Here is a 20,609-nt window from a genome sequence, read left to right on the forward strand (position 1 = left end):
GCTGCGAAGACCGTCGCTCACAGAGCCGGCAGCATACCGATCGGAACGAAGGCGAGGAAGGCGGTCCCGTCGCGGACGTTCAGTTTGACCGTCGCTTCGTTCTTGCCGCCGGCAAGCGCCTTCAACATGTTGGCGACGTTGTCGATCAGGTCGGTTTCGTCCGGAGCGATCTTCACGAAGTTTTCCCGCCAGGCGTCGATATTCGCAAGCGTGAGAGAGAATTCCCCCGAAATCAGCCCCTGATCATTCACCGAAAAGGGCCCGGTGAGTTTTGCGCTCATTCCGGAGCCCGCATCGAGTGTCAATTGCCGCAACTCGCCTCTGGTGCCGCGGAGCATATGGGGCGGCAAAGCACCCGCCTGAAGCCATTCTGCCTTGTCCGTAACGGTCAGGTCCATTGCGACATCGGCCGGTGCGGCAAGACTGGGTCCCTGGTCCGGACGCAGGTCGAGCTTTTCGATGCTGAGTGCCGCGTCCAGGTTACCGTCGTTCTGGCGCAGATGGAGCTCGCCATGGCTGGCGCCGAAGCCGAGGCCCTCGCCCGTCAGGGGGGAGCGCGCGGTGCCGGTCAGATTGTCATAGGCCACTGAGGTCCGGTCGATGCCGGAGAGGGTCGCGGCGACACTTGCGCGGAGCAGCGTCCAGTCGGCGGAAATGGTGACGCCGGGAGAAACACGGATTTCGGCAGGGCCGTCGAGCTCGAGGACCGCACGCCCGGGCTGATAGACCTGCGCCGCCGTTCGCAGGGCACCGAAGGATGCGGAGGCGCCGCGGCGCGTATCGTCGAGGCGAACCTTGTCGCAGAACAGACCGAGGCGGAAGGGAAAGCCACGCACCTCCATCTCGGCGCATTCGCCGCTGAAGCCGATCGACTGCCCCTTCGTCAGATAGGCGGTCAGCCGCTTTTGGATCTGGTCGGCGGCGAGAAACCAACCGGCGGAATAAAGGCCGATCACGAACACGATACCTGCTGCCAGCCACAAGAACTTCCTGCCGGTAGGCGATGGCTTGGCGACGGCGGTCACAGTCATGTTGTCGGGTACTCCACACTAAATCACGACGGTTTCAGGTCGGGTGGACCAGAAACTCATCTCGCTCTTGCCGCCGGGAGCGGCCTTTCGGGTGGCCGACTCCCATGCGGCGAACTAACCTTCATCCGCAATCGCGACACGGGCTATCGGCGCGACCAGTTCGATTGCAAGAGAATTGCTGCACAATTTTGTCCTTCGACCGGTACGGTCCCAGGAATTATGCAGTAAAAATTTCGGTACGCCGCAGGAGCGTCGAACACTGATTCGGTGGACTGATTCGGTGGCCGGCCGGCGGCATGATTGAATGGCAGCGGATATGGACGAATTTTGGGTCTTTGGCTACGGGTCGTTGATGTGGAATCCGGGCTTTCGCTTCGAGGAGAAGCTGACGGCGCGCGCTTTCGGCTACCGCCGATCCCTCTGCGTGCGCTCCTGGGTTCACCGCGGGACTGAACGGCACCCCGGCCTGGTGCTCGGGCTCGACTACGGCGGCTCCTGCGTCGGGACGGCATTCCGCGTGGCGCCTGCGCAAAAGGCGGAGGTGATCGACTACCTGCGCGAACGCGAGCTGGTCACGCACGTCTACAAGGAAAGGATCATGCCGGTGCAACTTTCCAGCGGACACCGCGTGCCCGCGCTGACCTATGTGATCGACCGCTGCCATGTCCAGTATGCCGGTGCGTTGAGCGCGGAGGAGGCGGCCGCGACGGTCGCCGTCGCCGCCGGCAAGTCCGGGCCGAACAGCGAATACGTTCTCAACACGCTCGAACATCTTCGCGAAATGGGTATCCGCGACCATTGGCTGGAGGAAGTTGCCGCGAAGTTGACGGCCGGCGGAGCTGCGTCGGTCCGGGCTTGAAGGGAGGCTACCGTGCCCCGAGTTCGCGCAGCCGCTGTTCGGCGGTGGGCGGCAACGGCAGGTGCGGATTGGCTCGCACGGTTTCGATGAGGAGGTCGTCGCTCGCAGCCTCCGTAACTTCCACCAGTTTCGCCAGAAATGCGTCCGGATCCAGCCCGGCCTCGATCGGCGGGAGGACACGCACCTTGAAGTGGCCAGGGAAACGGAGGAACTTGCGCCGCGGCCAGAACAGCCCCGGATGCATCGCGACGGGAACCACCGGCACCTGGAGATCCCGATAGAGCCGGGCAATGCCGTATTTGTACTCCGGCGGAGCGCCGGGCGGACGGCGCGTCCCCTCGGGATAGATGATCAACTGACGCCCGGTCGCCATCTCGTTTTTCGTGCGGTCCATCACCTCAGTCATCGCCTTGCCGCGCGCGGCGCGGTTCACCGGAACCATGCGCTGCTTGACGATGTACCAGCCGAACAGCGGTATCCAGGTGAGTTCCCGTTTGAGAATATAGAAGGGATCGTCGAGCCAAGGCAGGAGCGCATAGGCATCCCAGAAGGACTGATGCTTCGGCGCGAAGATGTAGGCGCCCTTCGGAATGTTCTCGAGGCCCTCGATCTCGAAGGTCGTACCGACGATCTTCGCGAGCAGCCAATGGTTGCTGCGCGCCCAGTTCTTGGGCACGAACCAGGCCGTCTTGCGCGGCACAAGGAAATAGAACGGCGTCAGCACGATCATCTGCACGATCAGGTTAACGTAGAAGACCAGATTGAAGAGGATCGAACGCAGGATGATCATCAGGCAGACTCTCGGGTGCGGGTGCGGGTGCGCCACGCTGCCTACACGAATATGCGGCGGAGGAAAACAGCCTCGCGACGGGAGCGCCTTTCTCCGGCGGCGCTATTGCCCGGCCGGCGCAACAGGCAAGGGCTCCGTCCTGAGGCCGTTCGTCCAGCGGGCGCCCATCACATCGCGCAGCGAGGCGACGGAGTATTTGCCGTATTCGAGCAGAATGGCCTTCAGCACCAGCGGATTGCGCAGCCAGTTGGTCGTCTTGAGATCCGAATTGACGACCGGGTAGGCAATGAATTCGGTTTCGGGCCTGGCGCGGCGCAGTTCGAGCAGGCTGCGCGGCATGTGGTAATTGTTCGTCACCACGAGGATCGTCCGATAACCTCGGTTGCGGATCCACTGCGAGGTTTCGGTGGCGTTGCCGATCGTATCGATCGCCGCACGACCGATATCGACGCAGCACTTGAACAGGTCGGTCGAACTCTGCGTATTCCGCCGGATCTGGCTACGTGTCGTCGACGGATGAACACCGGAAATCAAGAGCCGCTTTCCGGCGCCGAGTTTCAGGAGATCGACAGCCTGGTCTATTCGCTGGAAGCCGCCGGTCAGCACGACGATCGCATCCGCTTTCGGAGTGGCAGGCGGTTGCAGCGAGGCGACGGTGTCGGCGAATTGCAGGAAGCCGGCGATGAATATGGTGAGAAAGGCGAGCAGCACGAAGAAGCCGCGGCGCAGCACTTTGCGCAACAGGCTGCGGGACTGGCGACGGCGCGCGGCCCTCTCCAGCCATTTGCCCCTTTCGGCCATCCCGCTCCCGCGTAGTTCTCCCGCCTTCATGATTCTCATCACATAGCCGCAGATTGCGGCAGGGAATAGATCGATTGCGGGCAATTCATGGTCTTCCGGCCGATTTCAACCCTGAAAGGTGTCGGTCCGGCCCGGATCGGATCGGATAAGGTCGATTTCGTAGATCGTCCGCATGACTGTAAGGCGCGCCGTCAAGGTCGTCAGCAGAGCAATCACGACGATAATGGCGAAGATGCCGAGATAGCCGGTGTAACCGATGGCGAAGGTACCGAACAGAGCGGTCGCCTGATCCGTTTCAGGGGTTGCAAGCGTCTGCGACTGCCAGAAGCTCGCCAGCGCAAAGGACAGCGCAGCGAGAAGGCCGCCGGCGCCGGCGCCCTTCAGACTGATTCGGAGAAAGTGCTTCTGGAATTCGGCGGCGACGAAACTCGCTTCCGCCCCGACGAAATGCAGGACCTCGACGATATGACGGTTGCCGGAAAGGGCGCCGCGGGTGGCGAAAACCACCGTCAGCACCATTGCGGAGAAGACCAGTACCAGGACGCCGGTGCCGATCATCGTGGTCGTGCTCGCCATCGCAACCAGGCGATCGACCCAGGTGCGGTGATCATCGAGAAAGGCCTGCGGGATCGTTTCGGTGAGCGCCTTTCGCATCGCGGCGAAATCGGGGGGATTGCTCTCGTCGATCGTGATGACGACGAGCCGCGGCACGGGCAGTTCGTTCAGGTCGAGTCCACCACCGAGCCACGGTTCCAGGAGGCGCGCGGTCGCCGCGCGGTCGATGATTGTGCCGCCTGTCGTGCCGTTGAAGGTCAGGGCCAGATCACGGGCGTCGGCGAGCGCCCTCTCCATGTCGAGGTTGTCGTCCGGCTTGATCTGGATGGTGATCTCGCGGGAGATCTGTGATTGCCAGCTCTGGGCGGTCGCGCGCACCATGCTGACGCCGCCGAGGGTCAGGCAGGCCAGAAAGGACATGATGGCGATGACGCACATGAGCGCGTGGCCGGAAACGTTGGCCGAAGGCACGATCGGCCCGGTCGGGCGCACGCGCATCTCGCTGCGACGCTGCTGCTGTTGCGGCGGAGGGGTAGGCTCGCTGCGGGCAACGCGGTTCTCATTCATAGATGTCGAGCCGTCCCTGTGACAGGATCATGCGCCGGGCCTCGACCTGATCCATCAAGGACAGGTCGTGCGTGGCGATCACCACCGCGGTCCCGAGCCGATTGAGTTCCATGAAGAGATTGAGCAATCGGCGCGCCATAGGCGGATCGACGTTGCCGGTCGGCTCGTCGGCAAGCAGGATCTCCGGCCGGTCGATCAGCGCCCGTGCGATGGCGGCGCGCTGCTTCTCGCCGCCGGAGAGCACGGGCGGCAGCACGTTGATGCGCTCGCCGAGTCCAACCCATTTAAGGAGTTCGAGCACGTCGGAACGGTAGCTCGACTCCTCCTTGCCGCGGACCCGGAGCGGCAGGGCGACGTTTTCATAGGTCGTCAGGTGGTCGAGCAGGCGAAAGTCCTGGAAGACGATGCCGACCCGACGGCGCAGCATCGGAAACTCCTCACGGGGAATGGAGGAGATGTTGCGGTCGAACATGCGGATGAGGCCGCGCGTCGGCTTGAGCGACAGGAAGAGGAGGCGGAGCAGCGTCGTCTTGCCGGCGCCTGACGGACCGGTGAGGAATTGGAAGGAACGGCGCGGGATATCGAATGTCAGGTCCCGGAGGATCTCCGGTCCCATGCCATAGCGCAAGCCGACGTTTTCAAAATGAATCAATGGGACAGCCCAGTCTCTCGTCACGACCCTCGCCAAATCCGCCGAAGGCCGGATTATCGCAGCTCCACCCGTCTATCAGATGCGCGACGGCCGGTGAAGCACTTGAAGCACCGCATGTCTGCCTGCACCGGCTCCGAATTCAGGAACATGCAGTAGGACGGCGCTTCTGCCAAGGCAAAACCGTGCGTGACACCATGGTTAAGCAAGGGTTAACGTTCCATGAAAAGACGCCGCTTTCGCGGCCTCGTTTTCAAAAGATTAACCATTTCGGTTTACGTCTCGTCAGGATTCGAAGCAATGCCTTGCATCCATCGCGGATGGCATGTGCATCGAGCGAAGACGTACGGCGCTGCAGGCAAGACGTCCGGCGCCGCGTTCGGGGAGCGCCCATGCAGGCATTTCGCGCAAAGACCGCGGGCATCGACCTCATTCCACCGGAGCGCGCCTCGCGTTCGAGCGCCGCTCAGCCGAGGCGGCTCGACTATATCGATGTCGAGTTCGAGACGGTTGCGCCGACCGCACGGCGCAGCCCGTATCCGGTGTTCAACGACAACCGCCGGGCCGGCGCCCGGCCTAAGGCCGGCGCGGCGACCGCCCCGGGAATGCGGAGTGCAGCACGGCGGATCCTGGTCGCGGCCGGGACCAGGATCGATGCGATGTCGCCCCGGCGCTTTGCCGGCCTGGCCGCCTTTCTCGGACTTACGGTTTTCCTGCTGATCGCCGGTTTCGGCGGCGACGGACGGGCCGACATGCACCCGCTGCCGATGGAGGGCGGAAAAGGCGGTGCTTCCGATCGCTGAATGTGCTAAGCGCGGCTGAAGAAGGGAAGGCCGGTGTTCTTCCTTGCGAATGGAGAAACCCTTATGCCCGTCGTCCGCGGCAAGAATATCGAAGTCCTCTACAGCGCCGAAACCATTGCGGCGAGAAATCAGGAAATGGCCGGCGATATCGTTCGCGGGCCGCACAAGGATCTCCTGGTCATCTCGATCCTGAAGGGCTCCTTCATCTTCGCGGCCGATCTCATCCGCGCCATGCATGCGGCAGGCCTTGCTCCGGAGGTCGAGTTCATCACGCTTTCGAGCTACGGAACCGGGACCGAATCCAAGGGCGTCAAGATCACCAAGGATATCGACAGCGACGTGCGTGACCGCGACGTGCTCCTCATCGACGACATTCTGGAGTCCGGCCGCACCCTGCGTTTCGCCAAGGAACTGCTCCTGGAGCGCGGCGCACGAAACGTGACGATCGCGGTATTGCTCGACAAGCGGGTGAAGCGCCGCGTCGATCTCGAAGCGGATTATGTCGGCTTCGAATGCCCGGATCATTTCGTGGTCGGCTACGGAATGGATGTGGCCTACGCGTTCCGCGAACTGCCGTTCGTCGGGGTTGTGACCGGCGACGCGACGTAACCACGCGCGCCGTTTCTATCGTGGCCCCATCACGGGAATCGTTCCGGCGCGCTGAATGATTAAAATGCCTCCTAACGCGTTTACAGGAATCAAACGAAAAGCTGTTTGTTTGGAAGACGTATCGCGGTCGCATGAGGCGGCGGACGATACGCAGATCCAACGGAGCGTCTATGGCATCCAATCGCCGCGCCGCTCCCCGCAGAAATAATACGGGAGGCCATGATGGCGAAAATCCTGATCACCGAGGATGAAGACGGCCTGCGCTCGTTCGTCGCACGCGCGTTGCGGCTCGACGGGCACGAAACGGTTGAAGCCGGGGACGGAGCCGATGGGCTTGCCTGCCTTCGCGATCAGCCGTTCGATCTCTTGCTATCCGATATCCGGATGCCGGTCATGGACGGCATTGAGCTTGCGCATCAGGCGTCCGCCGCTTTTCCGGCATTGAAAATCCTGTTGATGACCGGCTACGCCGAGCAACGCGAGCGTGCCGACGACCTCTCCGGCAAGGTCGTCGACGTCATCGAGAAGCCATTTTCACTGCCCGACATTCGCAAGGCCGTCGCGCTCGCGCTGGCCGCCTGACGCCGATCGTAAACCTTTGATGCGGGACGCGGGAAGAGGGGCTTCGGAGAGGCCGCCCGACCCCTCGTCCCGCAGACCCATCACCGCATGTCGAGCAGCCGCTCGAGATACTGCCGCTCCAGTTCCGGCGACAGGCTGTCACCCAACTTGCGACGGATCTCTTCGAGGATCTGCCGGGCGCGCTGCGTGTCGATCTCGTCGGGCACCTTGACCTGATCGCCGAAATCGGGGCCGGCGTTCTGCTGCCGGCGGCCGAGAGGGTCACGCCCGTTCTGGCCATATTGCGGAACGCCTTGTCCGGGACCTTGTCCCTGTCCCTGGGCTTGCATCTGGTTCATCATGTCCTGCGCTCCCTCGCGCAGGGCCTGCAGAGCCCGGCCCTGGCTGCCGACCGCCTGCTCGCCCTGGCCCTTCCCGAGAGCGCCGGCGGCACCTTCCATCTCGCGCTGCGCCTGACCGAAGCCCTTGCCGGGCTTGATGCCCAAATTCTCGAGACCCTTCTGCAGGTCGCCGAGTTGCTTGCCGAGCGATTCCTGCTGCTCTCTCAATTGCTTGAGAGCTTCCTTCAATTGCTCGGCGGTCATGTCGTCCATGGGGTTGGGTTGGCCGTTGGGGTCACTCCGCTGCCCCGGATCCTGGGGCATGTCCTGTCCGAAAAGTTCCTCGTCCTCGCCTTCGAGCGGATCGCCGCGCTGCATCCGGTCGCGCAGTGCCTGATCCAGTTTGAAAGTTTCGTCCATCAGCTGCTGCTGCCGCTGCATAAGCTCGCCGAGCTTATCCATCTGCTGCCGCATGGCGTTGTTCTGCTCGCCCATCTGCTGCTGCATGCGTCCGGCCTGGAGATTGTTCATCATTCTCTGCAGTTCGGAGAGCATCTGCCGCGCCTGATCGCGCGCGCCGGAGCGGGCCAGATTTTCGATCTGGTCCATCATCTTCTGCAGATCCTGCTGGCGCAGCACGTTGTTCATCTCGGGATTGGCGGCGACGGCGGGGTTCTTCGCGGCCTGCTCGGCGAGCGCCTGCATATACTCCTGCATCGCCTGGCGAAGCTCGTCCATCAGGCGGGCGATTTCCTCGTCCGAGGCGTTACGTTCGAGCGCGTCCGACAGCGCCTGCTGCGCGTCGCGAAGCCGCCGGTCAGCGAGCGACAGGTCACCGTCCTCGATGCCGAGCGCGATTTCCCACAGGTGGTCGGCGGCATCGCGCAGCATGTCGTCGTTCCGGGCGAGCTGCATGCGCGTGCGTGCCGATTTCAGCAGCAGGAAGTGGGTGGCGTTGGGAATCGTCTCCTCGGGATAAAGCGTCAGCGCATCGTTGAGATCGATCGCGCGCGGCAACTGGTTGGCGTCGAGCGCGAAGACCTGGCGCTGTTCTGCGACGGCAGCGGCGAGGGGTTCGAAGAAACGGCGCGCCGGCAGAACGATCTCCTGCGGCACGCTTCGTCCCTCCTGGCCGGCTGCATCACGAGCGACGAGCGTGATGCTCACGCGCTTTCCGGCAAGCGGATGCTCACTCAGATTGCGGCTCGTGGTACCCTTTGCTTCACGGGCATTGCGCCGCGGCAGATCGAGGCGATATTCAGGAGGGCCGTAGAGCGGATGGGCGTCCTTCGCGGGCTCCTCGATGGGCTTTATCTCGGCCCAGGCCTGCGCGATGCCGTAATCGTCATGGGCCAGGTAGCTGATGTCGAGCGCCGCATTGACCGTTGGACGCGGTTCGCCGTCGAAAGCGATGTCGGGCACGCTGTCCGGCGTGATCTTGAAGCTCCAGCTCTGGCCGCCGACGGAGAGCGTTCCGTCCTTGGCGATCTTGTAAACATGATTGCGGACCGCATTCGGAGTTGCCTGAGGGGTTTCCGGTTGGGCTTGCTCCGGCCCGGATGTCGTCTCCGCCTTGGCGTCCGACTGAGGGATAACCATGGGTTCATCGCCCGCGGCTGCGTAGCTGACCGGTTCCTCGGCCCCGGCGCCGGTTATCCGGACCGTCAGATCGCTGAACTGAGGTATCGTGATCTGAGGCTTCTCCTGCGGATCCTGCTCATTGTCCTCGGCCGGGGCCGTCGCGTCCTGTCGACCCGTAAGAAAGATCGGCGCGCGGCCGGTATAGGCGGGCGGTGTCACCCATGCATCGATACGGATGTCGGCCGTCGCTGCCTCTTGCTCGGGCAGGCGGAAGGCATCCGAAACCAGTCCGGCGCGATTCGAATAGGAATAGGCGAAGGCGACGCAGGCAAGGAGGACAGGAACGGCCCTCAGCGCCCACGGGTCATGCCGTGCGATATCGGGGCGCGGCAGACCCGTATCGAGTTCCCTGACCATACGCGCCATACGCGCCTGATGTTCGCGCCAGAGTGCGGCGCCGAAAGCGCCCTCCGTCGCGGGCGCATCTTCCTGCACGCGGATCGCCTGATGCGGCAGCCGGTTGCGCTCCTCCAGCATCCGGTCCGCCTCGGGCGTTTCGGGCCAGCGAATGCGGGTCAGCGGCAACAGGGAGATGAACAGCCCTATGACGAAAGCAAGTAGAAGGGCGGCATGCAGCCAGAACGGTGCAGCCCGAAAGAGGCCGACCCAGCCGGCGGAGAGAAACAGAAGAACGAGCGAGGCGGGGACGAGCATGCGTGGCAGCAGCTCTTCGGCCAGAAGAACAAAACGGGCGAGGAATCGCTTCGCCGCCAGCATCCTGGCGAACGACTGCGGTTTTGGCGTTTCATCCTGCCGGAATTGCGTCATCCGCCGAAACTTCCTTTCGATCCTTCGACCGCAGGCGGTCAATGGTCAGGATAACATTGTTTGTGGCGAAGACGAGGGCGGCCCGTAAAACAATGCGTGATCGCCGCCGGCGACCCCAATCGTGACAGCGTCGCTCGAGGTCAGTCGAGCCAGTCCGGCACCGAGTCGAGGCCGATCAGCTCGTCGTAGCCCCGGCGCGGGCGGATCACGTGGAAACGATCGCCCTTGACGAGCACCTCGGGCACCAGCAGGCGGCTGTTATAGGTTCCCGCCTGTACGGCACCGTAGGCGCCCGCCGAGCCGATCGCGAAAAGATCGCCGGGCTTCGGCATCGCCATCTCCCGGTCGAGCGCCAGATAGTCGCCGGTCTCGCAGACCGGCCCGACGACATCGGCCTTGATGCGCGGTGCGCTGGCCGCGGAAATCCTCACCGGGCGTAACTCGTGATAGGCCTCGTAGAGCGTCGGGCGGATGAGATCGTTCATCGCTCCATCGACGATGACAAAGGTCTTGTCGCCGCCGTCCTTCACATAGACCACTTCGGTCACGAGAATGCCGGCATTGCCGACGATCAGCCGGCCCGGTTCGGTGACGATCTTGCAGTCGAGGCCCTTGAGCTGGTTCTTGACGATATCGGCATAGGCGTCCGGCAAGGGCGGCGGATTGTTGTCTTCACGGTAGGGGATGCCGAGACCGCCGCCGATATCGACGTGCTCGATCACATGCCCGTCGGAACGCAGCGTATCGACCAGTTCGCGCAACAGCTTGAAGGCGTCGTCGAAAGGCTGCAGCTCGGTGATCTGGCTGCCGATATGCATATCGATCCCGGTCACCTCGATGCCGGGAAGCTCGGCGGCGTGAGCATAGACGCTACGGGCCCGCTCCCAGGAAATGCCGAACTTGTTTTCCTTCTTCCCGGTCGAGATCTTTGCATGTGTGCGGGCATCGACGTCGGGATTGATGCGGAAGGAAACCGGCGCTCGTCTGCCGGCGCGTACGGCCCTCTGGCTCAGGACCTCCAACTCCGGCTCGGATTCGACATTGAAGCAATAGATGCCTGCCTCGAGAGCAAAATCCATCTCGCGCGCGGTCTTGCCGACGCCCGAGAACATGATCCGGCTTGCCGGAACGCCCGCTGCAAGCGCGCGGCGCAGTTCACCCTCGGACACCACGTCCACGCCTGCGCCGAGACGGCCGAGCGTTTTCAGCACGGCCTGGTTCGAATTGGCCTTCATCGCATAGCAGACCATGGCGTCCACATCGGCAAAGGCTTGCGAAAAGACCCTGTAATGGCGCTCCAGCGTGGCGGTGGAATAACAGTAGAACGGCGTGCCGACGGCGCGCGCGATCTCCGTCAGGGGCACGTCTTCGGCGTAAAGAATTCCGTCACGGTATTGGAAATGATTCACGGTCTTTCCTCGGCTCAGAGGAGGGGGTCAAGCAGAAATGGGCGGTCGTCGACGGTTTGCTTCGGCGCGACAGTACCGGCGGGCGTTTTCGTGTTGATCGGTGCGGTGGCCCCCGGCCGGTCGAGGTCGCCCTTACGCCCGCAGCCGGCGAGAACCAGCCCCGGGATTGCCAGAAGAAGCGCGATTCGGGCGGCCTTCCTGAATGTCATCGTCATTTCCCTTTGCCGAAGCTGAGAGCCGATTGATCTTGGGAGCGCGGGGGCGGCAGGAACATGTTCCCTGCGCCGCTCCGGTGCGATGTCTTACCGATTTTTCAGCGCCTTGTGCACCCTGTTTCTGCGCAGGAGAGAGCAGCAGTGGAGCCGACGCATTCTGCAACGGAAACCGTTACACACTTTTCCTGAAGCGCTCTAGTTGCGCGCCCGCCACCAGGAGATCTGCTTGCGGACTTCGGAGGGCGCAGTGCCGCCGAAACTGGTGCGGCTTGCCACGGAGGCCTCGACCGTCAGGACGCCGTAGACCTTGTCCGTTATCGCGGAATTGATCGCCTGCAGCTCGGCGAGCGGGAGGTCGGCGAGGTCGCATCCTTTCTGTTCCGCAAGCGCGACGACGCGGCCGGTCACATGGTGGGCGTCGCGGAAGGGCAGGCCTGCCTCGCGCACCAGCCAGTCGGCGAGATCGGTGGCGGTCGAGTAGCCGGAGCCGGCTGCGGCCTTCATCCGGTCGGCGCGTATCGTCACGTCGCGGATCATGCCGGTCATGGCCGCGATTGCGAGTTCGAGGCTCTCGGCCGCATCGAAGACCTGTTCCTTGTCTTCCTGCATGTCCTTGGAATAGGCGAGGGGAAGACCCTTCATCACAGTCAGCAGCGCAACCAGCGAGCCGTTGACGCGCCCCGTCTTGGCGCGCACGAGCTCGGCCGCATCGGGATTCTTCTTCTGCGGCATGATCGACGAACCGGTCGAAAAGGCGTCCGACAGGCGGATGAAGCCGAATTGCGGCGTCGACCAGATGACGATTTCTTCCGCGAGCCGCGACAGGTGGGTCGCCGCGATCGCGGCGATCGACAGGAATTCGAGCGCGAAGTCGCGATCGGAGACGGTATCGATGGAATTGCGCGTCGGCTCGCGGAAGCCTAGCGCCTTGGCGGTCATGTGCCTATCGATGGGGAAGCCGGTGCCGGCAAGCGCGGCTGCGCCGATCGGGCTTTCGTCCATGTGCTCGATCGCGTGGCGAACGCGCGCGCGGTCGCGGCCGAACATTTCCACATAGGCCATGCAGTGATGTCCGAAGGTAACCGGCTGCGCCGTTTGCAAATGGGTGAAGCCGGGCATCACCGTGTCGGCATGCTCTTCGGCGCGGTCGAGAAAGGCAGCGATGAGACCGGTCAGCGCCTTCTCGGTCTTCTGCAGCTCCTCTTTCACCCACAGGCGGAAATCGAGCGCCACCTGGTCGTTGCGCGAGCGCGCCGTGTGGAGGCGCCCGGCGGCCGGGCCGATCAGCGCCGCCAGCCGCGCCTCGATGTTCATGTGGATGTCTTCCAGGCGGCGCGAGAACTCGAATGCGCCGCTGTCGATCTCTGACAGGATCGTGTCGAGGCCGTGAACGATCTTGTCTTTGTCTTCGGCGGAAATGATGCCTTGATGCGCCAGCATCGTCGCATGCGCTATTGAGCCGCGGATGTCCTGGGCATAGAGCTTCTTGTCGAAGCCGATCGAGGCATTTATCTCCTCCATGATCGCGTCCGGGCCCGAGGCGAAGCGACCGCCCCACATCTGGTTGGAGGATTTCGTCTCGGAACTGCCGTCAGCCATCAGGATGCCCGCCTTGGAGAATGAAATGCCAGACCAGAAGAAACGCCCTCCGGCCCTTAAATTGTTCGCGCTCGCCGCCCTTCTGGGCGTGATCGCCGGTGCGGCTGCGGTATACGTGAAGGAGACGGGGTCTGGCAATGGCGGCGTCACGCCGACGGCGGATGCGAGCTGCCCGCTGGCCGGGCAAAAGGTGGCTTCGCTCACCCCGCTGATGCGCGGCCAGGTGGCGGCGATGACGCCGGCGGACAACGCACGCCCGATCGGCGGCCTCGATTTCGCAGGTCCCGATGGCAAGCCGCTGACGCTTGCCGCCTTTGCCGGCAAGACAGTCCTGGTCAACCTCTGGGCCACCTGGTGCGTGCCTTGCCGGGAGGAGATGCCGGCGCTCAACGCCCTGCAACAGGCGCTCGGCGGCGACCGTTTCGAGGTGGTCGCAATCAATATCGACACCGGTGCCGACGACAAGCCGAAGGCATTCCTCGACGAGGTCGGCGTTCATGCGCTCGGCTACTACCGCGATGCCTCGATGGGAGTTTTCAACACGCTCAAGAAGGAGGGGCTCGCCTTCGGCCTTCCCGCTACCTTGCTTCTCGACGAAAAGGGCTGCCTTCTGGGGTCGATGAACGGGCCGGCCGTATGGGACAGCGATGACGCGAAGAACCTCATCGAAGCGGCGCTGGCTCCGCCTGCGGGAAGTTGAGGGATCGCCGCAGGAGCCTTCCGCCTGACCTGAAAGGTCAGCGCGTCGGTACGGCCACCTCGCCCCGGTAATCGTAGAAGCCGCGGCCGGACTTGCGGCCGAGCCAACCGGCCTCGACATATTTCACCAGCAGCGGGCAGGGGCGATACTTCGAATCCGCCAGGCCGTCATGCAGCACCTGCATGATCGACAGACAGGTGTCGAGGCCGATGAAATCGGCGAGCTGCAACGGACCCATCGGATGGTTGGCGCCGAGCTTCATGGCCGTGTCGATGGCATCGACGGTGCCGACGCCTTCATAGAGCGTGTAGATAGCCTCGTTGATCATCGGCAACAGGATGCGATTGACGATGAAGGCGGGAAAATCTTCGGCGACGGTGACGGTCTTGTCGAGATGCGCGACGAATTCCTTTGCCGCCTTGAAGGTCTCTTCCTCCGTGGCGATACCGCGTACGAGCTCCACCAGCTTCATGACCGGGACCGGGTTCATGAAGTGGATGCCCATGAACCGTTCGGGACGATCGGTCGCGGAGGCGAGCCGGGTGATGGACAGGGACGATGTGTTGGTCGCCAGGATGGCATCCGGTCTCATGACCGGGCAGACCTGACCGTAGATCTTGCGCTTGACGGTTTCGTCTTCGGTGACCGCCTCGATGACGAGATCGGCCTGCGCGAGGTCGTTGATGTCGCCTGAGCCCTTGATCAGGGAAAGCGCCCGCTTGCGGTCCTCGTCGCTCATCTTGCCGGAGGAGACCTGCCGGGCAAGATTGCCGTTGATGGTGGCAAGCCCCGCCTCGATTCGGTCCGCGGCGATATCGTAGAGCTGAACCTTATACCCGGCGGCTGCCGAAACATGGGCAATGCCGCAGCCCATCTGTCCTGCGCCGATAATTCCCACCGTCTTGATCATTGAAGCGAACACCCATGTTCAACAGGTTGCGGCAATGACGCTGCCGCAAATGCAAAATTACCGGGCCGGCAGGGCCGGCCCGGTATGATTGTTAATGCCATGTCGGCGCTTTTTCCAGCTTTTTCGTGTCGGTAGCCGGTGCGTCAAAGCGCCTTTTCGAGTTCCGGCAGGACGTCGAAGAGATCGGCGACGAGGCCGTAGTCGGCGACCTGGAAGATCGGCGCTTCCTCGTCCTTGTTGATGGCGACGATCACCTTGCTGTCCTTCATGCCGGCGAGGTGCTGGATCGCACCGGAAATGCCGCAGGCGATGTAGAGGTCGGGGGCGACCACCTTGCCGGTCTGGCCGACCTGCCAGTCGTTCGGCGCATAGCCGGCATCGACGGCGGCGCGCGAGGCGCCGACGGCGGCCCCGAGCTTGTCGGCAACCGGGAGGATGACTTCCTTGAACTTCTCCGAGGAGCCGAGCGCCCGGCCGCCGGAAATGATGATCTTCGCCGAGGTCAGTTCCGGCCGGTCGGAGGACGACAGCGCATCGGAAACATGGGCGGAAAGGCCGGGATTAGCCGCGGCGGCAACCGTCTCGACCGGGGCCGAGCCGCCTTCTTGAGCAGCGGCAAAGGAGGCGGTGCGCACGGTGATCACCTTCTTCGGCTCGCTCGTCTGCACCGTCTGGATGGCGTTGCCGGCATAGATCGGCCGTTTGAAGGTATCGGGCGAGACGACCTCGATGATCTCCGAAACCTGGGCGACGTCGAGAAGGGCTGCGACCCGCGGCATGACGTTCTTGCCGACCGACGTGGCGGCGGCAACGACGGTGTCGTAATTGCCGGCGAGCGAAACGATCAGCGCGGCCAGCGGCTCGGCGAGATTGTTGGCGAGCGAGGCGTCCTCGGCGACCAGCACCTTGGCGACGCCCGAAAGCTTGGAGGCTTGCTCGGCAATCCCTTTGACGTTCTGACCGGCAACCAGCACATGCACGTCGGTTCCGGTCCCACTGGCGATCTTCGTTGCCGCCGTCAGCGCCTTCGCGGTCTGGTCGGAAAGGTGGCTGTTGTCGTGGTCAGCCAGAAGCAGAATGGCCATGGTAGAATTCTCCCTTTCGATCGAGCTCAACGATCCGTTCCGGATCGGAGCTCATGAGTCTGAAGTGGTTCATGCGTTTGCCCGGAAGCCTGTGTCCGCTTTCCGGACGCATGAACTTAAAGCACGCCGGCTTCGGTCTTGAGCTTCTCGACGAGCTCGGCGACCGTCTTCACCTTGACGCCGGCCTTGCGGCCGGAGGGCTCTTCGGTCTTCAACACCTTCAGCCGCGGGCTGGTGTCGACGCCGAAATCGGCCGGAGTCTTCTTGTCGAGCGGCTTCTTCTTCGCCTTCATGATGTTCGGCAGCGAGGCATAGCGCGGCTCATTGAGGCGCAGATCGGTGGTGACGACCGCCGGCAGCTTCAGTTCGACCGTCTGCAGGCCGCCGTCGACCTCGCGGGTGACGTTGACCTTGCCGTCGCCGATCTCGACCTTGGAGGCAAAGGTGCCCTGGGCCCAGCCGAGCAAGGCCGACAGCATCTGACCGGTCTGGTTGGAATCGTCGTCGATCGCCTGCTTGCCGACGATGATCAGCCCCGGCTGTTCGGCCTCGGCGACTTGCCTGACGATCTTGGCCACAGCGAGCGGCTCGACCTGGTCTTCGGTCTCGACCAGGATCGCCCGGTCGGCGCCCATGGCGAGCGCGGTCCTGAGCGTCTCTTCCGCCTTGGCCGGGCCGATCGACACGACCACCACTTCACTCGCCTTGCCGGCTTCCTTCAGCCGCAGCGCCTCTTCGACCGAGATCTCGTCGAAGGGGTTCATCGACATCTTCACATTGGCAAGCTCGACGCCCGTTCCATCCGCTTTGACCCGGATCTTGACGTTGTAGTCGACGACCCGTTTCACCGTCACAAGTATTTTCATGGATTCTTTCCCTCCAAAAACGTTCGCAGGAAAATGCGCCTTAACAAGGCGGCCTGATTGTCGGTTGGCGACATCGATACGCGTTTTTGCTCCATAGACAAGCCGTTCTTGACGCTAAATCGCGATGAACCAACGCCAATTCGATATGACCAGGCTTATTCATACTTACGTTTACGTACAGGTAAAAAAATCCGCTGGCAAGCGGAGCCGCAAGGCCGGCTTCTATTGGGCATCACCCCAAATGCAGGGCATGCAATCCCTTGAAAACGCGACCTTTATTTCTCGGGCTCCCCTCGAAAATCAACCCGGCCGGCCCCATTGCGGAGCCGGCTTCGAAGCGCCGGCGGCTGCCGGCAACGTTTCATCGGGCGCTCTCGTCCTGTGCTCCACGGCGCGTGGAGTGACGATGGTCCGATCGAACAGCGGCACACCGCGGCGTCGCAAAACGACAACGAGCAGGAGACCCGCGACGATGCCGCCGACATGCGCACTCCAGGAAACGCCGCCGCCGGGATCGGCCACGAACATGAAGAACTGCTGGCCGATCCAGAAGGCGAGCGGAATGGCGGCGGGGAGCGGCAGGGGGATGCGGAAGAGCACGAGCACCCAGACCCGCACCTTGGGGTGCAGGAGGAAATAGGCGGCAACGACGCCGGATATGGCGCCGGAAGCGCCGATCAGCGGCGCCTCCGAGGCCGGATCGAGGAGCCCATGGGCCAGCGCTCCGGCCGCCGCGCACAGAAGATAGAAAACGAGAAATCGGAAATGCCCGAGCGCGTCCTCGACATTGTCGCCGAAGACCCAGAGGAAAAGCATGTTCATGGCGAGGTGCATGAAGTCGCCATGCAGAAACGAGTAGGTGACGAAGGTGAATTCGTCCGGAACGATCACCAGCGAGGGATCGAGGGCGGCATACTCGAAGATGATCGCGGGGATATAACCTAGCCCGAGGATCGCAGCATTGGCGAATGCCTCGGTTGCGACGGGACCGGTAGCGAGCCAGGCAACGAAATTGATGACGATCAGCGTGATCGTCACATACTGCATTCTTATGTGCTTCAGCTCGTTCCTGTCATGCAGCGGTATGAACATGCGATCCCCGAGACGACCCGCGCCGAAACAAAAATACGTTATCTGTTGTTGCCGGGGACCCAAAGGACATCGGCGCGCCCCTTGTCATTTGCCCAGCGGGCCGCGACGAACAGGAAATCCGAAAGGCGGTTGACATAGGCAATCGCCTCCGCGCTGACGGCCTCGCCTTCCATCGATGCGAGTGCGACCATTTGCCTCTCGCCGCGCCGCGCGACGGTACGGGCAACATGGAGCGCGGCCGAAGCGGCGCTGCCGGCCGGCAGGACGAAGGAGCGCAGCGGTTCGAGGTCGGCATTCAGCCGGTCGATCTCCCGTTCGAGGCGCTCGACCTGGGCGGCGACGATGCGAAGCGGCTCGTATTCGGGCTTCTCGCCCGTATCCGGTGTGGCGAGATCGGCGCCAAGATCGAAGAGATCGTTCTGGACGCGCATGAGCATCGCGTCGAGATCCGGGATCGCATGCGTGTGCTGGCGGGCGAGGCCGACAAAGGCATTCGTCTCGTCAATGGCGCCATAGGCCTCGACCCTGAGGTCGCTTTTCAGGCGGCGCGGGCCGGAGACGAGGCCGGTGGTGCCGTTGTCGCCGGTCCGGGTGTAGATTTTGTTCAATTTCACCATGATGCTGTCGCTTTACCTCAGCTCGGACGGCCGCCGCCGGTCACCCAGAGCGTCAGCATGATCAGCACGATGGCGATGGCCTGGAACAGCACGCGGGCCTGCATGAGTTTGTTGGAGGTGTTGCCGCTGCCGCCCCTGGCCATGTTGAGCAGGCCGCGGATCAGCACGATCGCTACCAGGCCCATGACGAGCAGGGTCAGACCGGTAAGGAAGCTGTTCATGGCGTAAATCCTTGTGGTTCGGTCAGCCGAGACGACCGATGATGCGGTAGAACAGTGCCGCCGGCAGGAGCTTTTTGAGAAGCGCTCCCTGCCTGGCCGGCCTTGTCACTATATAATGCGGCCTCGGACGGCGTGCCGTCAAAGCGTGTTTCAATACGGCATAAACGGCGTCGGGGCCGAGCTTGCCGGGTGCCGGTTTGCTCTCGCCGCGCAGGCGCCGCATCTGCCGCTCGTATTCCGCACGATGGACGGAATTCTCAAGATCGATGAACCGCTCGATATAGGCGATCGCATTGGTCGTGAATTTCGAGGCGATCGGGCCGGGCTCGATCAGGCTCACGCCGATGCCGCTGCCGGCGAGCTCCATCCTCAATGTGAGCGAGAGCGCCTCGAGCGCGGACTTCGAGGCATTGTAGGCGCCGCGCCAGCGATAGGGCACGAGGCCGAGAATGGACGAGCACTGGACGATGCGGCCATGCCCGCGGGCGCGCATCGCCGGGATGACGCGCCGCGTCAGGTCGTGCCAGCCGATGACGTTGGTTTCGAGCTGGAGCCGCAAGGCCTCCGTCGGCAGATCCTCCACCGCGCCGGCCTGGCCGTAGGCGCCATTGTTGAAAAGCGCATCGATTCGTCCGCCGCTCAGCGCCATCACGGCTTCCACCAGCGCGGCAATCGTCTCCGGCCGAGTATAGTCCATGATGAAGGTCTCGATGCCTTCGGCCTCCAGCGGCGCCTGATCCTCCGGCCGGCGCACGGTCGCGAAGACCCGCCAGCCGTCCCGCTGCAGCGCCCGGGCGCAATAGGCACCGATGCCTGACGAACAACCGGTGACGATGATTGTGGGGCGATCCGGCATCCACGCGATTCCTGTAGAAATCCAAGCCCCATTTCCCATATTCATCGTTGGGATACAATTGAATTGCAAAGGCGATGGCTGGGACCGGAACGTGACGTCAAGGCCGTTCGCAGGTACTGCGCCGGCTGGTCCTCATCAGGAGCGGGATTGGTGAAAGAGTGGGAGACGGAATGCCGGCATTCGTTCGCATCATCTGGAAGGTCGTGTTTGATGCGCTCTGGCATTTCAGCGAGGACGATGGCTGGGCGATGGCCAGTCACGTGGCGCTTTCTTCCCTTATGGCCGTCTTTCCCTTTCTGATCTTCGGCACCGCGCTCGCCAGTTTTCTGGGCGCCGATCAGTTCGCGCAGACGGCAGTCCATCTGATCTTCGACACCTGGCCGGAATCGATCGCCAAGCCGGTGGCCGACGAAGTCGTGCGCGTATTGACCATCCCGCGCGGCAGCCTGCTTACGATCTCCGTTCTTGCTGCAGCCTATTTCGCGTCGAACGGCGTCGAAGCATTGAGGATCGCGCTCAATCGCGCCTATAGAGTTGCCGAAAGCCGCTACTGGTATGTGACGCGGCTCGCGAGCCTCGGCTTCGTGCTCGGCGCCGTGCTCATTCTGGCCGCCCTCAGCCTTCTTCTTGTCGCGGTGCCTCTGGCGGTCCGCAATGCGGATCAGTGGTTCCCCTGGCTGGATACGCTGATGGCGGCGGTGGACGATTGGGGCTTGCCCCTGACGCTGACCATGCTGACGGCAGGCTTGCTCGTCGCACATCTGTGGCTGCCGGCCGGCCACCGCAACGTCGTCGACGTCCTGCCCGGCATCTTCCTCACGCTCGTGCTGTGGTCCGTCGGCGGCTACGCCTTCGCCTCCTACATCGCCAATTTTTCCAACTACGTGACGACCTATGCCGGGCTTGCTTCCATCATGATCGTCCTGGTCTTCCTCTACATGCTTGGCGCGATCTTCATCATCGGCGCGGAAATCAACGCTGCCATCCTGAAATACAAGGTGAAGCTCATGGTCAGGCGCAGTTTCCAGGGAGGCCGAGGAGAGTAAGGCCGCGAATTTCTCTCC

General features: G+C 63.0%; 22 protein-coding genes. 6 read left to right on the forward strand and 16 right to left on the reverse strand.

Annotated elements, in window-relative coordinates:
* Window positions 1–17: 17 nt before the first annotated feature.
* Entirely contained in the window at window positions 18–1,031 is a 1,014-nt protein-coding gene (locus ACFHWW_RS09255) for a DUF2125 domain-containing protein (RefSeq protein WP_379938028.1), read from the reverse strand.
* A gap of 304 nt (window positions 1,032–1,335) precedes the next feature.
* Between ACFHWW_RS09255 and ACFHWW_RS09260 the strand changes: the two genes are divergently transcribed.
* Window positions 1,336–1,890 (forward strand): gamma-glutamylcyclotransferase, encoded by a 555-nt coding sequence (locus ACFHWW_RS09260; RefSeq protein ID WP_379938029.1) that lies wholly within the window; start codon window positions 1,336–1,338, stop codon window positions 1,888–1,890.
* A gap of 7 nt (window positions 1,891–1,897) precedes the next feature.
* Here ACFHWW_RS09260 and ACFHWW_RS09265 read toward each other — a convergent pair whose 3' ends face one another.
* The 4 genes from ACFHWW_RS09265 to ftsE form a co-directional block, all read right to left on the reverse strand.
* Window positions 1,898–2,680 carry a 1-acyl-sn-glycerol-3-phosphate acyltransferase gene (locus tag ACFHWW_RS09265; protein ID WP_127708920.1) on the reverse strand — a complete coding sequence of 261 codons (783 nt, stop codon included), beginning with the start codon at window positions 2,678–2,680 and terminating at the stop codon, window positions 1,898–1,900.
* Between the two features lie 102 nt (window positions 2,681–2,782).
* Window positions 2,783–3,481, reverse strand: coding sequence for a YdcF family protein (locus ACFHWW_RS09270; protein WP_100674183.1), 699 nt, complete (start codon window positions 3,479–3,481; stop codon window positions 2,783–2,785).
* A 105-nt stretch (window positions 3,482–3,586) separates the two neighbouring features.
* Entirely contained in the window at window positions 3,587–4,603 is a 1,017-nt protein-coding gene (locus ACFHWW_RS09275) for an ABC transporter permease (RefSeq protein ID WP_100674184.1), read from the reverse strand.
* Window positions 4,596–5,219: a cell division ATP-binding protein FtsE gene (gene ftsE, locus ACFHWW_RS09280; RefSeq protein ID WP_234704940.1), complete on the reverse strand. Its 624-nt coding sequence runs from the start codon at window positions 5,217–5,219 to the stop codon at window positions 4,596–4,598. The genes ACFHWW_RS09275 and ftsE overlap by 8 nt, the downstream gene beginning before the upstream one ends.
* A gap of 425 nt (window positions 5,220–5,644) precedes the next feature.
* Here ftsE and ACFHWW_RS09285 point away from each other — a divergent pair, with 425 nt between their 5' ends.
* The 3 genes from ACFHWW_RS09285 to ACFHWW_RS09295 all read left to right on the forward strand — a co-directional run bounded on the left by ACFHWW_RS09285 (window position 5,645) and on the right by ACFHWW_RS09295 (window position 7,246).
* Window positions 5,645–6,055, forward strand: a complete 411-nt coding sequence (locus tag ACFHWW_RS09285; protein ID WP_018096916.1) for a hypothetical protein — start codon at window positions 5,645–5,647, stop codon at window positions 6,053–6,055.
* Between the two features lie 63 nt (window positions 6,056–6,118).
* Window positions 6,119–6,664 carry a hypoxanthine phosphoribosyltransferase gene (gene hpt / locus ACFHWW_RS09290; RefSeq protein ID WP_100674186.1) on the forward strand — a complete coding sequence of 182 codons (546 nt, stop codon included), beginning with the start codon at window positions 6,119–6,121 and terminating at the stop codon, window positions 6,662–6,664.
* 222 nt (window positions 6,665–6,886) lie between these two features.
* Complete coding sequence (locus ACFHWW_RS09295; RefSeq protein ID WP_026168803.1) at window positions 6,887–7,246, forward strand: response regulator; 360 nt, start codon at window positions 6,887–6,889, stop codon at window positions 7,244–7,246.
* An 80-nt stretch (window positions 7,247–7,326) separates the two neighbouring features.
* On the opposite strand, the gene ACFHWW_RS09300 is transcribed toward ACFHWW_RS09295, so the two are convergent.
* The 4 genes from ACFHWW_RS09300 to argH all read right to left on the reverse strand — a co-directional run bounded on the left by ACFHWW_RS09300 (window position 7,327) and on the right by argH (window position 13,198).
* Entirely contained in the window at window positions 7,327–9,975 is a 2,649-nt protein-coding gene (locus tag ACFHWW_RS09300) for a TIGR02302 family protein (protein ID WP_379938030.1), read from the reverse strand.
* Between the two features lie 140 nt (window positions 9,976–10,115).
* Window positions 10,116–11,384, reverse strand: a complete 1,269-nt coding sequence (lysA, locus tag ACFHWW_RS09305; RefSeq protein ID WP_379938031.1) for a diaminopimelate decarboxylase — start codon at window positions 11,382–11,384, stop codon at window positions 10,116–10,118.
* Between the two features lie 14 nt (window positions 11,385–11,398).
* Window positions 11,399–11,599 carry an LPS translocon maturation chaperone LptM gene (gene lptM, locus ACFHWW_RS09310; protein WP_198516870.1) on the reverse strand — a complete coding sequence of 67 codons (201 nt, stop codon included), beginning with the start codon at window positions 11,597–11,599 and terminating at the stop codon, window positions 11,399–11,401.
* A gap of 195 nt (window positions 11,600–11,794) precedes the next feature.
* On the reverse strand, window positions 11,795–13,198 hold the full coding sequence (argH, locus tag ACFHWW_RS09315; RefSeq protein ID WP_379938032.1) for an argininosuccinate lyase: 1,404 nt from the start codon (window positions 13,196–13,198) through the stop codon (window positions 11,795–11,797).
* 25 nt (window positions 13,199–13,223) lie between these two features.
* On the opposite strand from argH, the gene tlpA reads away from it, so the two are divergent.
* Window positions 13,224–13,898: a thiol:disulfide interchange protein TlpA gene (gene tlpA / locus ACFHWW_RS09320; protein ID WP_275597417.1), complete on the forward strand. Its 675-nt coding sequence runs from the start codon at window positions 13,224–13,226 to the stop codon at window positions 13,896–13,898.
* 37 nt (window positions 13,899–13,935) lie between these two features.
* Here tlpA and ACFHWW_RS09325 read toward each other — a convergent pair whose 3' ends face one another.
* The 7 genes from ACFHWW_RS09325 to ACFHWW_RS09355 form a co-directional block, all read right to left on the reverse strand.
* Entirely contained in the window at window positions 13,936–14,808 is an 873-nt protein-coding gene (locus tag ACFHWW_RS09325) for a 3-hydroxybutyryl-CoA dehydrogenase (RefSeq protein WP_379938033.1), read from the reverse strand.
* 143 nt (window positions 14,809–14,951) lie between these two features.
* Window positions 14,952–15,893, reverse strand: coding sequence for an electron transfer flavoprotein subunit alpha/FixB family protein (locus tag ACFHWW_RS09330; protein ID WP_275597418.1), 942 nt, complete (start codon window positions 15,891–15,893; stop codon window positions 14,952–14,954).
* A 116-nt stretch (window positions 15,894–16,009) separates the two neighbouring features.
* Window positions 16,010–16,759 (reverse strand): electron transfer flavoprotein subunit beta/FixA family protein, encoded by a 750-nt coding sequence (locus ACFHWW_RS09335; protein WP_379938034.1) that lies wholly within the window; start codon window positions 16,757–16,759, stop codon window positions 16,010–16,012.
* Window positions 16,760–17,059: 300 nt separating this feature from the next.
* Window positions 17,060–17,851, reverse strand: coding sequence for a rhomboid family intramembrane serine protease (locus tag ACFHWW_RS09340; RefSeq protein WP_379938035.1), 792 nt, complete (start codon window positions 17,849–17,851; stop codon window positions 17,060–17,062).
* Window positions 17,852–17,889: 38 nt separating this feature from the next.
* Window positions 17,890–18,468: a cob(I)yrinic acid a,c-diamide adenosyltransferase gene (locus ACFHWW_RS09345; RefSeq protein ID WP_018096927.1), complete on the reverse strand. Its 579-nt coding sequence runs from the start codon at window positions 18,466–18,468 to the stop codon at window positions 17,890–17,892.
* A gap of 17 nt (window positions 18,469–18,485) precedes the next feature.
* Complete coding sequence (locus tag ACFHWW_RS09350; protein ID WP_018096928.1) at window positions 18,486–18,689, reverse strand: twin transmembrane helix small protein; 204 nt, start codon at window positions 18,687–18,689, stop codon at window positions 18,486–18,488.
* Between the two features lie 22 nt (window positions 18,690–18,711).
* Window positions 18,712–19,545, reverse strand: coding sequence for an SDR family oxidoreductase (locus ACFHWW_RS09355; protein ID WP_275597421.1), 834 nt, complete (start codon window positions 19,543–19,545; stop codon window positions 18,712–18,714).
* 170 nt (window positions 19,546–19,715) lie between these two features.
* Between ACFHWW_RS09355 and ACFHWW_RS09360 the strand changes: the two genes are divergently transcribed.
* The gene (locus ACFHWW_RS09360; protein ID WP_018096930.1) at window positions 19,716–20,591 is read left to right on the forward strand and encodes a YihY/virulence factor BrkB family protein; all 876 of its coding nucleotides are present in this window, start codon (window positions 19,716–19,718) and stop codon (window positions 20,589–20,591) included.
* Window positions 20,592–20,609 lie beyond the last annotated feature (18 nt).

Source organism: Sinorhizobium sp. P24N7, assembly GCF_042436655.1.
Lineage (GTDB): Bacteria > Pseudomonadota > Alphaproteobacteria > Rhizobiales > Rhizobiaceae > Sinorhizobium > Sinorhizobium meliloti_A.

Bases quoted from the DNA above. Each gene is read 5' to 3' on its own strand.
- argH (WP_379938032.1), bottom strand. From the start codon at position 13,198: ATGGCTGACGGCAGTTCCGAGACGAAATCCTCCAACCAGATGTGGGGC.
- ACFHWW_RS09340 (WP_379938035.1), bottom strand. From the start codon at position 17,851: ATGTTCATACCGCTGCATGACAGGAACGAGCTGAAGCACATAAGAATG.
- ACFHWW_RS09275 (WP_100674184.1), bottom strand. From the start codon at position 4,603: ATGAATGAGAACCGCGTTGCCCGCAGCGAGCCTACCCCTCCGCCGCAA.
- ACFHWW_RS09350 (WP_018096928.1), bottom strand. From the start codon at position 18,689: ATGAACAGCTTCCTTACCGGTCTGACCCTGCTCGTCATGGGCCTGGTA.
- ACFHWW_RS09255 (WP_379938028.1), bottom strand. From the start codon at position 1,031: ATGACTGTGACCGCCGTCGCCAAGCCATCGCCTACCGGCAGGAAGTTC.
- ACFHWW_RS09295 (WP_026168803.1), top strand. From the start codon at position 6,887: ATGGCGAAAATCCTGATCACCGAGGATGAAGACGGCCTGCGCTCGTTC.
- ACFHWW_RS09325 (WP_379938033.1), bottom strand. From the start codon at position 14,808: ATGATCAAGACGGTGGGAATTATCGGCGCAGGACAGATGGGCTGCGGC.
- ACFHWW_RS09345 (WP_018096927.1), bottom strand. From the start codon at position 18,468: ATGGTGAAATTGAACAAAATCTACACCCGGACCGGCGACAACGGCACC.
- ACFHWW_RS09355 (WP_275597421.1), bottom strand. From the start codon at position 19,545: ATGCCGGATCGCCCCACAATCATCGTCACCGGTTGTTCGTCAGGCATC.
- ACFHWW_RS09300 (WP_379938030.1), bottom strand. From the start codon at position 9,975: ATGACGCAATTCCGGCAGGATGAAACGCCAAAACCGCAGTCGTTCGCC.
- ACFHWW_RS09330 (WP_275597418.1), bottom strand. From the start codon at position 15,893: ATGGCCATTCTGCTTCTGGCTGACCACGACAACAGCCACCTTTCCGAC.
- hpt (WP_100674186.1), top strand. From the start codon at position 6,119: ATGCCCGTCGTCCGCGGCAAGAATATCGAAGTCCTCTACAGCGCCGAA.
- ACFHWW_RS09260 (WP_379938029.1), top strand. From the start codon at position 1,336: ATGGCAGCGGATATGGACGAATTTTGGGTCTTTGGCTACGGGTCGTTG.
- ACFHWW_RS09360 (WP_018096930.1), top strand. From the start codon at position 19,716: ATGCCGGCATTCGTTCGCATCATCTGGAAGGTCGTGTTTGATGCGCTC.
- ftsE (WP_234704940.1), bottom strand. From the start codon at position 5,219: ATGGGACCGGAGATCCTCCGGGACCTGACATTCGATATCCCGCGCCGT.
- ACFHWW_RS09270 (WP_100674183.1), bottom strand. From the start codon at position 3,481: ATGGCCGAAAGGGGCAAATGGCTGGAGAGGGCCGCGCGCCGTCGCCAG.
- tlpA (WP_275597417.1), top strand. From the start codon at position 13,224: ATGCCAGACCAGAAGAAACGCCCTCCGGCCCTTAAATTGTTCGCGCTC.
- lptM (WP_198516870.1), bottom strand. From the start codon at position 11,599: ATGACGATGACATTCAGGAAGGCCGCCCGAATCGCGCTTCTTCTGGCA.
- ACFHWW_RS09265 (WP_127708920.1), bottom strand. From the start codon at position 2,680: ATGATCATCCTGCGTTCGATCCTCTTCAATCTGGTCTTCTACGTTAAC.
- ACFHWW_RS09285 (WP_018096916.1), top strand. From the start codon at position 5,645: ATGCAGGCATTTCGCGCAAAGACCGCGGGCATCGACCTCATTCCACCG.
- ACFHWW_RS09335 (WP_379938034.1), bottom strand. From the start codon at position 16,759: ATGAAAATACTTGTGACGGTGAAACGGGTCGTCGACTACAACGTCAAG.